The sequence below is a fragment of the Corynebacterium sp. USCH3 genome, from assembly GCF_037619475.1.
In the GTDB taxonomy this organism is placed as follows: Bacteria; Actinomycetota; Actinomycetes; order Mycobacteriales; family Mycobacteriaceae; genus Corynebacterium.
This window is the reverse complement of the sequence record NZ_JAQPZT010000005.1, coordinates 323,835-336,297: the sequence shown is the minus strand read 5'-3', so window position 1 is coordinate 336,297 and position 12,463 is coordinate 323,835. Positions and strand designations below refer to the sequence as shown.

Annotated in this window: 11 protein-coding genes; 6 read left to right on the top strand and 5 right to left on the bottom strand. The window is 66.8% G+C overall.

The window, feature by feature from the left end:
- Positions 1–58: 58 nt before the first annotated feature.
- The 5 genes from PQI66_RS12625 to PQI66_RS12605 form a co-directional block, all read right to left on the bottom strand.
- The gene (locus tag PQI66_RS12625; protein ID WP_339998773.1) at positions 59–1,177 is read right to left on the bottom strand and encodes a hypothetical protein; all 1,119 of its coding nucleotides are present in this window, start codon (positions 1,175–1,177) and stop codon (positions 59–61) included.
- A gap of 172 nt (positions 1,178–1,349) precedes the next feature.
- Positions 1,350–2,069, bottom strand: coding sequence for a signal peptidase I (gene lepB / locus PQI66_RS12620; RefSeq protein ID WP_339998772.1), 720 nt, complete (start codon positions 2,067–2,069; stop codon positions 1,350–1,352).
- 10 nt (positions 2,070–2,079) lie between these two features.
- On the bottom strand, positions 2,080–2,871 hold the full coding sequence (locus PQI66_RS12615; RefSeq protein WP_339998770.1) for an ABC transporter ATP-binding protein: 792 nt from the start codon (positions 2,869–2,871) through the stop codon (positions 2,080–2,082).
- Between the two features lie 11 nt (positions 2,872–2,882).
- On the bottom strand, positions 2,883–4,964 hold the full coding sequence (locus PQI66_RS12610; RefSeq protein ID WP_339998768.1) for a hypothetical protein: 2,082 nt from the start codon (positions 4,962–4,964) through the stop codon (positions 2,883–2,885).
- A 1-nt stretch (position 4,965) separates the two neighbouring features.
- Complete coding sequence (locus PQI66_RS12605; RefSeq protein WP_339998766.1) at positions 4,966–6,939, bottom strand: hypothetical protein; 1,974 nt, start codon at positions 6,937–6,939, stop codon at positions 4,966–4,968.
- Positions 6,940–7,470: 531 nt separating this feature from the next.
- On the opposite strand from PQI66_RS12605, the gene PQI66_RS12600 reads away from it, so the two are divergent.
- From PQI66_RS12600 to PQI66_RS12575, 6 genes are read left to right on the top strand one after another with little or no spacing between them, the layout of a single operon-like run.
- Complete coding sequence (locus PQI66_RS12600; RefSeq protein WP_339998765.1) at positions 7,471–8,733, top strand: alkane 1-monooxygenase; 1,263 nt, start codon at positions 7,471–7,473, stop codon at positions 8,731–8,733.
- A gap of 3 nt (positions 8,734–8,736) precedes the next feature.
- Positions 8,737–9,123 (top strand): hypothetical protein, encoded by a 387-nt coding sequence (locus PQI66_RS12595; protein WP_339998763.1) that lies wholly within the window; start codon positions 8,737–8,739, stop codon positions 9,121–9,123.
- Between the two features lie 53 nt (positions 9,124–9,176).
- On the top strand, positions 9,177–9,344 hold the full coding sequence (locus tag PQI66_RS12590; protein WP_339998761.1) for a rubredoxin: 168 nt from the start codon (positions 9,177–9,179) through the stop codon (positions 9,342–9,344).
- A 51-nt stretch (positions 9,345–9,395) separates the two neighbouring features.
- Complete coding sequence (locus tag PQI66_RS12585; RefSeq protein ID WP_038545341.1) at positions 9,396–9,578, top strand: rubredoxin; 183 nt, start codon at positions 9,396–9,398, stop codon at positions 9,576–9,578.
- Positions 9,579–9,638: 60 nt separating this feature from the next.
- Positions 9,639–10,916, top strand: coding sequence for an NAD(P)/FAD-dependent oxidoreductase (locus tag PQI66_RS12580; RefSeq protein WP_339998756.1), 1,278 nt, complete (start codon positions 9,639–9,641; stop codon positions 10,914–10,916).
- A 17-nt stretch (positions 10,917–10,933) separates the two neighbouring features.
- Positions 10,934–12,460, top strand: coding sequence for a carboxylesterase family protein (locus tag PQI66_RS12575; protein WP_339998754.1), 1,527 nt, complete (start codon positions 10,934–10,936; stop codon positions 12,458–12,460).
- The last annotated feature ends 3 nt before the right edge of the window (positions 12,461–12,463 follow it).

Here is a 12,463-nt window from a genome sequence, read left to right as displayed (position 1 = left end):
CGGGAATAGTTCTAGCCCGGGGCACGCTTCTTACCCGGGAGCGCGCCCCGGGCTAGAACTATTCCAGCTGCCGCCCCCAGCGCCTCTCCGCCCGGGCGATGGCGTTGCGGATGCTCTCCATCATCTCGGTACGTTCCTCCAGCGCAGCACTGTTGACCCGCACCGCCTCCCACCCGATGTCCCGGAGCTTCTGGAACAACCGGAAGTCGGTGTCGGTCGTCTTCTCCGCCGCGTGGTGGGCGCCGTCGTAGTACAACGCGATCTTCAACTCCGGGCAGGCGATGTCCGGATGCGTCGACGTCGTCCCCAGGTCCACCGTGACCTGCGTCCTCCAGGCGACACCGTCCGGCAGTTCATTGCGGACGATCAGTCGCAAGACGGTCTCCCGCGGCGATTCAGCACCGAACCCCGGGTCTGCGAGCGCGCACAGCCTCCTCGCCGTGGTCGCGTCAACCTTGCCGCGCGCCGCTTCGATGATCTGCCGGACGGTCACCCAGGTGCACTGGAGGAAGGCGTCGATGAACTGGACGGCGCGGACATGTTCCGGAGACAGTCCCTCGACGTACGGGACACTCCAGCTCTGCTTACCGGAGAGGATGGTGGTCAGACACTGCACCGCCGCCGTCGGGGCGTCCACGACCCGCAGGTCAGGGAACGCGAGGTCCGGCCGCACCGTGCGTAGACCGGGAGGCAGGGGCCGCAACACCGGGCGGTTACTGTCCGCAGGCGGTCCGGCCCGCCCCACCGAGGCCATACTCCCCTGTTTCGATGTCCCCGTGAACAGGACCACCGGCGCTTCGTCCGCCCAGTGCACCAGGCCGTGGCACGCGGCCGCCGCCCAGTACCCCACGACCGCCCGCGGATGACACAGTGAGTGTGCACGGGCACGGGTGACGACATCGTGCCGGAAGATCCCGGTGCTGCCGTGGTGCCCTTCCGGACCGAGCCGTGCATGCCGGAGATGGCGGTCCGGCGGAGGCGGAAGACAGACACCCCGGATGACCCGCTCGTACGTCCTGTCGATCGAACGCCGCGGAACCCCGGACGCCATCAGGCCGACCCGTTTCTCAGGCAGGCGCGTCGGCAGGACGCGTCGCGTGTAGAGCGGACCCCGGCCCGGCGGAATACGCCCCGCCCGTTCCGCCGACTGCCACAGTTCGCCCCTGAATTCCCCCATGCAGGCATTCTGTCCGCTGCAGTAGCTCCGGCGCAAGGGTAGTCACGCCGCCGGAGACCCCACAGGAAAATAGTTCTAGCCGGGGGCACGGTTCCCGGCATGAAGCGTGCCCCCGGCTAGAACTATTCTCGGCACACACCGCCACTTCCCCGCGCCCGGGGGCCAGAGGTACCTAGTCGACCCCACCGATCCGGCTCAGCGGCCAGACCTTGAACTGCACCTTGCCCACGACGTCGTCCAGCGGGATCATGCCCTGCTCCGGATCACCGGCGAGGTTGTAGTAGCGCGAATCCTTCGAGTTCGTCCGGTTGTCGCCCATCAGCCACACCTTGTCGTCCGGCACGGTGACGGGACCGAAGTACTCTCCCTGGCAGGCGTCGGACCCGGTGGTCGGGTCGACGGGGTAGGCCTTGGGGTCCAGGGTGTACGAGTCGTCGACCTTCTCCCCGTCCACCATGATGCCGGGGTCGCCCTCCTGGCACTGCACGGTCTGACCACCGGTGGCGATCACGCGCTTGACCAAGGTGAACTCGTCAGGGGCAAGAATCCCGATCTTCTCCAGCCCGGTCTGCAGCCCCTTGACCAGCGGCTGCGACGACCGGGTCGACACATAGTCCTCGGACCATGCCTCGGTACCGGTGAACACCACGACATCGCCCGGATCGACGTCACCGAAGCGGTAGGACACCTTGTCCACGAAGATGCGGTCGTCGGTGCAGCCTTCACACCCGACGAGCGTGGGCTCCATCGACTCCGACGGGATCTGGTACAGCCGTCCGATGAACGTGTTGAACAGGCCGAGCAGCAGTATCGCCACCACGAAGGTGACGAGGTACTCCACCCACGCCGGGCGCTTCTTCTTCTCTGTCACGGGCTCGCTGGTGTCAGTCACCCTTGAGAGCCTATCCCACCGCCGGAGTGCTGAAGGCGAACCATCGCCCCTCGACCCGCTGGAGCTGGACATCCATGCCGTAGAGCACCCCCAGGTTCTCCGCGGTCATCACCTCGTCGACCGGCCCGGACGCCTGGATACCACCGTCGCGGACCATCAGCACGTCGGTGGTGGAGGCGGCGACCTCCTCGACGTGGTGGGTGATCAGCACGGTCGTCAACTGCGGGTGGGACGCCCGGAGGTCGTCGACGACCCGCAGCAACGTCTCGCGCCCCGGCAGGTCCAGCCCGGTGGACGGCTCGTCGAGCAGCAGCATCTGCGGGTCTGTGACCAGTGCACGGGCAATGAGTGTCCGGGCTTTCTCCCCCTGGCTCATCTGGCTCCACAGCCGGTCGGACTTGTCGTCCATCCCCACCAGTTCCAGCATCCCGGTAGCGTGCCCCTGGTGCGGGGTGTAGTCGAAGCGTTGGATGTACCCGTTGGACGCCGACACCCCGGAGAGCACGGCCTCGTAGGCGGGGATGTCGTCGAGGCGTTGTTTCGGGTCGACGTAGCCGATGCGTTTCTGCAGTTCGCGGACGTCGGTGCGTCCGATCTGCTCACCGAGGATCTGCACGCTGCCGGTGGTGGGGTACAACCGTCCGCCGGCCAGTTTGAGGATCGTGGACTTGCCGGCCCCGTTCGGCCCCAGCACTGCCCAGTGACTCCCGGCCGGAATCGTGAGGCTGACGTCCTCGACGAGACGGTTCTCCCCGCGGCGGACGGTGACATCGGTGATCTGCAGTGCGTTGCGCTCGTTCATACGGGGTCAGGCTACTCCCCGCCGGAGTGGTGCACGTCAATCTCCCTCGAGGCCCATTCGCCGTCCGCACCGCGGGTGTGGAGGCGCAACGAGGTCCCGTCGGCGGACCAGGCTGTCGCGGCGTCGTCGACCTGCAGGTGGCGGGGCCGTCCGGGACCGTCCACCAGGAGCAGCACCTCCAGTGTCTCGGGGTCGAGGCGCCGGAGTTCGCTCTGTCCGTCATAGGTGTCACTGCTCACCAGAAGGCAGCCGTCGGACGCGGTCACATGGTGGATGTCGTGGCCGTCGGCGCTCTCGATCTTCGCGGTGCGGATCTCCTGCAGGTCATCGTCGAGATAGCTCACAGTCGTCCCCTGCCAGGTCATCAGCACGCCGCGGGCGACGAGCAGCGCCGCCGGGGACTCGAACGGCCCGACTGGCAGTTCCCGTGTCCAGTCCACGGTGCCGTTGTCGGCGAGTCGGCCGAGCCGTTGGACGCCCCGGTCCACGGGGAAGCCGTACATTCCGCCCTTCACCATATGCGTCCAGGATTCCTCGATGTCGTACCTGCTCACCACCCATCCGCCGTGTGGATGCCGGACGGCACCGGGGAAGTCTTCCAGCACTGCGGGACGTTCCTCCTCGACGACGCTGCCGTCGTCCCCCACCAGGAACGTGTGTCCGGCCGCGTCCACGCGGCATCCGTCACCCGCCTTCCCACGCACCCGCGCGATGTACATCTCCGCGGCGTTGATACTCAGCGGCAACGCCACCGCCGTCGACTCACCCGAGGTCACGTCGGTCCGCCAGACGATCGGCAGGCGCATGTCCCCGCGCCACAGGACGGGGGCGTCGGCGCCACCAGTGACGGCGAACCCGTGCAGTGCTGTCGGACGCTCCAGCTGCGCCGGTTCCGGCGGGGTGGCCGCGTCCAGGTCCAGCGTGACGAGGACGGGGTCGACGCCGATCCGGCTCCCTCCCCGAACCCACACCTTCGGAAGCGAATGTCGGGTGTGAGGGACGTCGACGGCCGTGTATCCGGACCTGTACCGCAGTCTGGTCACTCGACCGCGGGTCGGGGTAAGTGGTGTCTCCGCCGCCCTGTCAGAGCTCTGGTGGAAGCGGCCGGTCAACCGCACCTGTCCCAGAACAGGCCGCGGCGCCTCCCACAAGGCCGACCATCCGTCACCACGCAGGATCATTGACCACCGCCCGTTGGTCAGGCCCACGGGACGCTCCACCGTCCTTTCCTCGGCGTAGGCGTCGACCGTGACCACTGTGCCGTCTGTGTCATCTGTGTCATCTGTGTCGCCCGCATCGATTTCCTTGAACCAGAGGAACATGTCGACTGTGCTCCCCACGTCATACGTCGGACGATTCAGGTCCATGTAGACCCACCATTCAACGGTGACCGGCAGGACCCTATGGTCCGCGGGCGCGGCAGGCGGCTCGGGTACGGCGATCCGGCCGAGTTCCCCGGCGACGATCGCCCGTGCCCGGGCCTCGTCAACGGGACGCGCCAGACGGTCGACGTGGATACTGTCGGCCGGTTCACCGGCCCACCGGAACTCCTCGTCACCGATACTCTCGGGGAACTCGACGTCGATGAACTCTGCGTGCTTACCGCCCTGCCACGTCGCGGAGAGAGACACCACCACACCGGTCTCCGCATCGACGATGCACTCGGAGCCGCTGTCGGTGATCGACCACGACTCCCGACCGTCACGTTGTGCGGGATGAACCTCTCCTGTGCGATCAGGGACGTACTGGCGGCGCGTGATGAGTGCGGATTCCACGCAGTGGACGTCGACCCGTCCGCCCGTCGCATCGACGACCGCTCCGTCCCCGGCGCGTATGAGCGTCCGGGAACCGTCCTCCAGCAACAACGGGGTGCCGTCCTCCATGGTGAGGGACCGTCGTCCGTCCGCCCAGAGGAAACGGTAGTCGCCGGCGGGAAGGTGAAGGACCTCTACGGGCTCCCCGGCCTGCACGGTCAGGTCCAGACTGCCGGGATCACCGGGCAGCCGGAGGACGGCGCGGACCGGTGGGCCGTCCAGGCCGTTGCCGTGCTCGATGAGTTCTCGCAGTTCAGAATAGTGCGGAATCCCTACCACGCTACCTTGGCGGCTCAATGTCCCTGGACGTCCACGTTCCGTCCTGCTGCGGGGTGAAGACGCGCAGACGACCGTCCGCGAACCACAGTTCGCCGTCGAACCACCGTGCATACGTCCTGAAAGACAGGTCGGGATTGATATCGATATCGAGAACAGAATCGAATGTCTGCGGGTCAAGCAGGCTGTAGCAGTCTCCCGGGTCATCCGCGCCTACGATCCCGGGGCGTCGACCGCGACGGTCGATCCCCAACCACGGCCCCAGTTCCACCAGGCTCTCGACATGCCAGGGCAGTCGGCGGCGCACCACCACGCCGAGATCACTGTCCCGCACGGTCAGCAGGTTCTCCATGCCGGTGAAGATCCGGCCGCCGGCGGTCACCAATGACACGTTGGGGACGTTGAGGAGGCTCTCGACCCAGGTGACCTCACCGTCGTCGCTGAGCCGACCGAGGTGTTGGATGCACCCGCCGTCCGGGGCCACGTCCCATTCGACATACACGACGATCCATCCACCGTCGGGATGCCGGCGGACGTGGCTCGGTGTGTCGTCGATACCAGTGATCCCGGGAAAGGCCGGCGACTCCGGAGGGGCATCCCGGACATCGCCGTCCCGGTCGACGAGGAACTCCCTGCCAGCGCACCGGACGCGCAGCGATGTTCCGTCATGCGTAGGAAACTCCCAGTACGGGGTATGTCCGTACGGGTGCACCACCACGGGCAGGAGCACCCGTCCGGTGTCACCGGTGCCCAGGTCAGTGCGCCATAGTGCAGGCAGCGCGCCGCCCTCCGGGCGCCACAGTGTCGTGGTGTCCCCGTCCCGGGACACCGCGAAATGGTGCACCCCCTGCGGTTCGTGCGTCTCTTTCACCACGGGAGGTGCCGCAGCGTCGAGGTCCATGGAGAGCAGGAAATGGTCCACACCACCGAACCAGGGTTCGTTGTCCCAGAACGGCAGATCACGCACGTCCATGACATCGACGGGCGGTAGGGGCACAGCAGACGTCGCGGCATCCTGGTGCCGCAGGTCGCACCCGAGCCGGACCCTGGTGAGTTTCCCCCTCGTCGGGGAATACGGATGCCCGTAGTCCGCACCCGCATGGAACACGCCGGTCACCTCGACATACCCGATGACCGGACGGTCCGCGTCCCACTGCGCCGTCCATCCGTCACCCCGGAGGACGGTCTGCCATCTGAACCCTCTCCGGTTCATCCTCTGGTCCACGGGCTCCCCGTCCTGCACAGGTTCCGCCCACGCCCTGACCGTGCACGGCTCGACGAACGTCGGATAGGTGCCCCCGCCGGAACCGTCCGATTCCTCGAAACGGAGACGTAAGCCGACTGTGGTGCCACGGTGCCACGCGGGAAGCCGGTCGGACGGATCTTCTGGCGGACTTCCGACGATAAGCAACGACCTGTGCCCTTCTGGAACAGGAGCGGGGGCAGGCTGGGAGTAACTCTCCAGGAACCGGGTGAACTCCCCGACAGGCGGCTCCGTCGCCCGGGCAGCGTCCTCCTGCAGCGCATCGCCTTGCGCGTCAGAGCTACGTGGCCGCCATGGTTCAGGCGCGACGGGGATCCCGTACTTCGCTGAGTCCTCAGGCCGCCAAGTGGCATCGCCGAGCGGGAGCGACGCTGGACACTCGAGGTCGGTCAGTTCTCCACCGCCGTCACCGTTGTCGACCCTGACCACAACTCCGGTCTCGGCGTCGATAACCATGGTCCGCGGCATCTCGGGCAGCCTGTAGTGCCGGGTCGGTAGTCCGGGGACAAGCCAGGCCGCCCGGCCGTCGTGCGTCACCTGCTCGGCGGGTCCCGCCGGATACACCCTATCCAACACCATATTCAGGCGATCCCTGCTGAACAGCGCTCCTGCAGAGCTGGTCAGCGCGAGACACCCTGTGGCCTCGAGCGGGGATGCCTCCTGCATGACCACGGCACGCTCACCGTCGTCGACCAGACGCGGCGTCCCGTTCACCTCTCTGACGGCGCGAGCTCGGTGATGGCGGGTAAAGCAGTACGTCCCAGGGCCGAGAACGAGAGACGCGATTCTCTCCCCACCCATCACCCATCCGTACTGGGAGCCGTCCGGTTCACCCCACAGTGTCATCGTTGCCCGAATCGGGGCAGCAGAACCGTACTCGATGAGTTCTCGCAGTTCAGACCATGCCGGCATGGCGATCACGATACAGTGTCCTCGTCCACGTGCATTCCTCGGGGAACACACCCCACCCCTCGCCCCGGGAACCGCGGCGCTGCACCCGGCGCAGACACACGCTAGAACGCCCCCGTGTACATAACTTCCGGATCCCCCTGCTAGGCGCGAGATCTTTCGCCACCACCCCTTCATGGTCACATAACCACAGGTCACAGCGTTCTGTAGTGAGCCATCCGGATTTTTTCCGAGAAACATTGTGTTCCGCGAATACATATTGTACTGTGAACCACACTTTACATAGTGTGTGTTCCACAACACACTTCGCGCCAGTCAGATGGAGGTCGCCTAGCCATGACGACAACAGACAAGAAGACGTCACCCACCACGGGTGGCGTCACAACAGACAACGGATTCACTGCTGAGGAACAGCAGTGGGTGGACAAGAAGAAGTACGCCTGGATCCTCAGCATGGTGCCCGCCGCCATGCCCCTGATCATCTGGGGCGTCGTCGAGTGGATGCGGGCGATCAGCGCTCCTGAGGCTCTCATCTCCGCCTCCTGGTTCCTCGGCCCCATCGCCGTGTTCATCATTGTGCCGTTCGGGGACGCGATCCTCGGACGCGACGGCGAGAATGCGCCGGAGGAGTTCGTCCCGTGGCTGGAGGAGACCAAGTACTACCGGGTCATCTCCTACCTGTACTTCCCGCTCATGCTCGCCAGCCTGATCATGTGCTGCTGGCAGTGGACCTACGGCGGCCTCGAATGGTACGAGAAGGCCGGCCTGGCCTGGACCATGGGCATGACGTCCGGTATCGGCATCGTCGCCGCCCACGAGCTCGGCCACAAGAAGGGCAGCTTCGAGCGCTGGCTCGGCAAGATCGTCCTGGCGGTCCCCGCCTACGGTCACTTCTACGTTGAGCACAACAAGGGCCACCACGTGAAGGTCGCCACCCCGGAGGACCCGGTCAGCTCCCGTATGGGCGAGAACGTGTACTCCTACCTGATCCGGTCCATCCCCCGTCAGATCCCCCGCGCGTGGGACATCGAGAAGAAGCGTCTCGCCCGCGGTGGCAAGGGACAGTTCAACCTCGACAACGATGTGCTCAATGCCTGGTTGATCACCGTCCTGATCTGGGGCGGCCTGCTCATCGGCTTCGGTATCGGGATCCTGCCCTACCTGCTGATCCAGGCAGTCATCGGTATCGCACTGCTGGAGTTCGTCAACTACCTGGAGCACTACGGCCTGCTGCGCCAGAAGCTCGAGGACGGTCGCTACGAGCGCTGCTCCCCGGAGCACTCCTGGAACTCCGACAACCTGACCACCAACATCTTCCTGTACCAGCTGCAGCGTCACTCCGACCACCATGCGAACCCGACCCGCCGGTACCAGTCACTGCGCTCTGATGTCTACGCCCCGGAGCTTCCGCAGGGCTACGCGACGATGATCGCTGTGGCGTCGTTCCCGCCCCTGTGGTTCGCCATCATGGACAAGCGGCTGATGCAGTACTACAACTACGACACCGAGCGCGCCAACCTCTACCCGCGCAAGGCCGCCAAGCTGCGTGCCAAGTGGGCCAAGAAGGCACCCGTCGCCGCTGCGGCAAAGGAGTCCTGAGCCATGACCGCCACAGCCAACCCCGGCAACCAGTCACCCGACCTCGACTCACTGCGCTCCACCGGCGGCGCTGACATCCCTGAGAACCAGGCACCGCCGCAGAAGATGACGAACCCGAAGAAGCACTACTTCTTCTGCACGGTGTCCGGCCTGTTCGGTGCCGGCGCCCTCGTACTGGGCATCTTCGGCGCCTACGGCACGCCCTACCTTCACGCCGTGGCCCCCTGGCTGATCCTGATCTCCCTGTTCTTCCTGCTGCCCGGCATCGTCGGCATCTACCGCGGCCCCGGGGTTCCCTCCACCCACGTGATCCCGCGGCCGAAGAACCGCAAGCCCATTGATTACGCTGCCGGCGCCGGCGGAGCCGCCGGCCCCGCACCCACGGCCTGACCAGCCCCTCCCCACCAACTGCATTCTGAGAAGAGAAAGGACAGGTGCCCACCGTGGCTGTGTACCAGTGCCCCCTGTGTGATTATCGTGTCGACACCGAGGCCGGAGACCAGGCCGAAGGGTTCGCCCCCGGGTTCGACTGGGAGAACGAGGTCCCTGAAGACTGGTTCTGCCCTGACTGCGGCGTCCGCGACAAAGTCGACTTCGACAAGGTCAGCTAGATGACTGCCGCGACTGCTGCACCGTCTACCAGCTCAGGAAAGGAGCTCACCATGGACGACTACAAAGTCTACGAATGCCTGCAGTGCGGGTACATCTACGACGAGGCTGAAGGCGACCCTGCAGAGGGCTTCCCCCCGGGCACCCTCTGGGCCGACATCCCCGACGACTGGGAGTGCCCGGACTGCGGAGCGGCGAAAGCCGACTTCGAGATGGTCCAGATCAGCCGCAAGTAGACGGCGTTCCCCGACCACACAGAACCACCCCAGGCAGACAGAAACAGACAGGATCAGCTCATGACTCAACCCGACCACCAGCGCATCGCCGTCATCGGCGGTGGTGTGGCCGCCCACTCGGCACTCAAGGCCTTCCTCGCTGCGGCCGGGGACACTGTCGGCCCGACGACCGTGGATGTCTTCACCAGGGAATCCCACCGCCCGTACCGTCGCCCGTCCGTGAACAAGGACATCCTCATCGACGGCAAGAGCGCCGACGACGTCGCCCTCCCCGGCGCTGTCTTCGACGGGGCGGAGAACGTCGACGTCTCGCTGCACCTGTCCAGCGAGGTCGACGCCGTGGACACCACGGGCCGCACCGTCACGGTCAACGGAGAGCAGTACGCCTGGGACCAGCTGATCTTCGCCACCGGCGCCTCGCCGCGCCACCTCGACACCCCCTGGCTCGAGGGCCGGAACGTGCACTACATCCGCACCCCGGAGCACTCGACGTCCCTGCGGGAGACGCTCACGTCCTTGACCGCAGACGACAACGTGGTCGTCATCGGCGCCGGCATCCTGGGGCTCGAGGCAGCGGCGGGAGCGTCGACACTGACCGACGCCACCATCACTGTGTTGGAGGCGCAGGACGACATCTGCCGTCGCATCCTGCCCGCCGCCGCAGCCCGGTGGTTGCGCGACAAGCACACCGCCCACGGCATCGACATCCGGTGCGGGCTCTCCGACGACGACCTCAGCGCCGCCGTCGCCGACCTGGATCCGGCCGTCATGGTGGTCTCTGTCGGCCTTGACCGGGACGTGTCGCTGGCCCGTTCCGCAGGGCTGGACGTCGGCCGCGGAATCGTCGTCGACGAGTACGGTCGCACGACCGTCCCCGGGGTCTGGGCCGCAGGCGACTGCGTCGAGATCCACGCCGAGGACGGCACCGTCACACTCCCCGAGGACGAAGGGTCCGCCCGTCTGCTCGGCGGTATCGTCGGGCTGACGATGGCAGGACAGGACACCGACCGCTTCCTCCTCAGCCCCCCGAAGGGGTGGTCACGGCAGTACGGGCTCATGCTGAACCTCGCTGGCGCGACCGGCCGGCCGGTGCAGAGCGGCCAGCCCGGCCCCTCGAGCCATCCCTCCGACCATGAGCTCGTCCTGGTCAGCGAGGACGAGGACCTCGTGGTCTTCAGCCTGGAGTCCCGGTCCGGCGGCGAGTCCGTCGTCTCCGGTGTCACCACCGTCGGGCGCAGCCCGGTCGTGCGCAAAGCGAAGAATGCGCTGGGGATGACCGTGAGCGAGATCGAGTCGGAGTTCTTCACCGACGGGGCACTCATCCCCTCCACCTCTTGAGGGTTAGGCTGGTCCCCATGCACCAGGGACCGCAGACGCTCCGCACTACCGTCGCCGACCGGTGGACCGTGACCACGACCACCGGTGACCTCCGAGGCCACGCCGTGAACCACGGCGTGGCCTTTCGTGGTGTTCCCTACGCCGAGCCGCCCGTCGGCGAACTGCGGTTCCGCCGTGCCGTGCCGAAGGCCCCCTGGGACGGCACATTCGTCGCCGACCGACCCGGCGAATACTGCAGCCAGTGGCGCGACGCCCGCCACGGATGGGTCGGATCCGAGGACTGCCTCTGGCTCAACGTCGTCGTCCCTCGCAGCGGAACCACACCGGGCACCGGCGGACTCAGTGACGGGCACGTGAACCGACCCGTCGTCGTCTACCTCCACGGCGGATCCAACATCCACGGCTCCGCCCGTGAACCCCTGCTCTCCGGCGAGTACTTCGCCGCCGCCACCGACGCCGTCTACGTCGCGGTGAACTACCGGGTCGGCATCGTCGGCCAACTCGCCCTCGGCCATGCCGATGCCCTGGACAGCGACCGGTACGACACCAACACCGGACTGTCCGACATCATCACCGCCGTCGAGTGGGTCCGCGACAACGCCCGGGTCTTCGGCGGCGACCCGTCCCGCATCACCGTCATGGGCGAGTCGAGCGGCGGCGCAATGGTGACTGCACTGAGCGCATCACCCCGAATGGACGGACTCGTCGCCGGATTCATCGCCCAGTCCCCCGCCGCAGCAATGGTCCACTCCCCTGAACAGGCACGGAACCTCAGCAACACGGCCCTGGAGTTGTTTGCCGACCGTCCGGACAGCAACCTCCTGACGGCCCCGCACCAGGAACTCGCCTGGCTGACCGAGAAGCTCAACACCGCCTCCTGGGGAGGCTCAGGTATCGCCGGTGCCTTTGCCCCCGTCCTCGACGATCTGCTGCCCCGCCACCCACTGGAACCCGGCGCACCGCTGGACGTCCCCCTGCTCATCGGCACCAACCTCGACGAGTACGTGCTGATGCGGTGGAACCGGATGTCACGACGGGAACTCCAGGGACAGGTACAGGGGTTCGCGTCACTCGTCGACGCCGACCGCGGCCCCGCCGTGTTGTCCTCGCTGTACGGCGACGGCCGGCGCCGGGGCGAGGCCGGGAGGTTCGTGGGCGACGCCCTGTTCACGGCCCCGTCCATGCGGCTGGCCGCCCAGCACCCGTCCGGTCGCGCCTGGATGTACCGGCTCGATCTGTCGACCCCGTCACTGGACGTCTCCGGCATCGGGGCGACACACGCGCTCGACCTGCCGATTCTCTTCGGACGCTATGACGCCGGGCGTGGTCCCGGCGCCCTCGCACTCGGCGGGCGCGACCGGATGGCGGCGACGACAACGGTGATGCAGCGACGGTGGCGGCAGTTCATCCACCACGGTGACCCCGGGTGGCGTCCCTACCGGGACGACTTCGCCACACAGATCTTCGACGCCGGGGAGAAGACCGTCTCCGATCCCGTCCCGGAGCTGCGCGACGCCTGGTCTCACGTCCGGCTGACCGGGTAGCCG

Bases quoted from the DNA above. Each gene is read 5' to 3' on its own strand.
- PQI66_RS12580 (WP_339998756.1), top strand. From the start codon at position 9,639: ATGACTCAACCCGACCACCAGCGCATCGCCGTCATCGGCGGTGGTGTG.
- PQI66_RS12595 (WP_339998763.1), top strand. From the start codon at position 8,737: ATGACCGCCACAGCCAACCCCGGCAACCAGTCACCCGACCTCGACTCA.
- PQI66_RS12615 (WP_339998770.1), bottom strand. From the start codon at position 2,871: ATGAACGAGCGCAACGCACTGCAGATCACCGATGTCACCGTCCGCCGC.
- PQI66_RS12625 (WP_339998773.1), bottom strand. From the start codon at position 1,177: ATGGGGGAATTCAGGGGCGAACTGTGGCAGTCGGCGGAACGGGCGGGG.
- PQI66_RS12600 (WP_339998765.1), top strand. From the start codon at position 7,471: ATGACGACAACAGACAAGAAGACGTCACCCACCACGGGTGGCGTCACA.
- PQI66_RS12575 (WP_339998754.1), top strand. From the start codon at position 10,934: ATGCACCAGGGACCGCAGACGCTCCGCACTACCGTCGCCGACCGGTGG.
- PQI66_RS12585 (WP_038545341.1), top strand. From the start codon at position 9,396: ATGGACGACTACAAAGTCTACGAATGCCTGCAGTGCGGGTACATCTAC.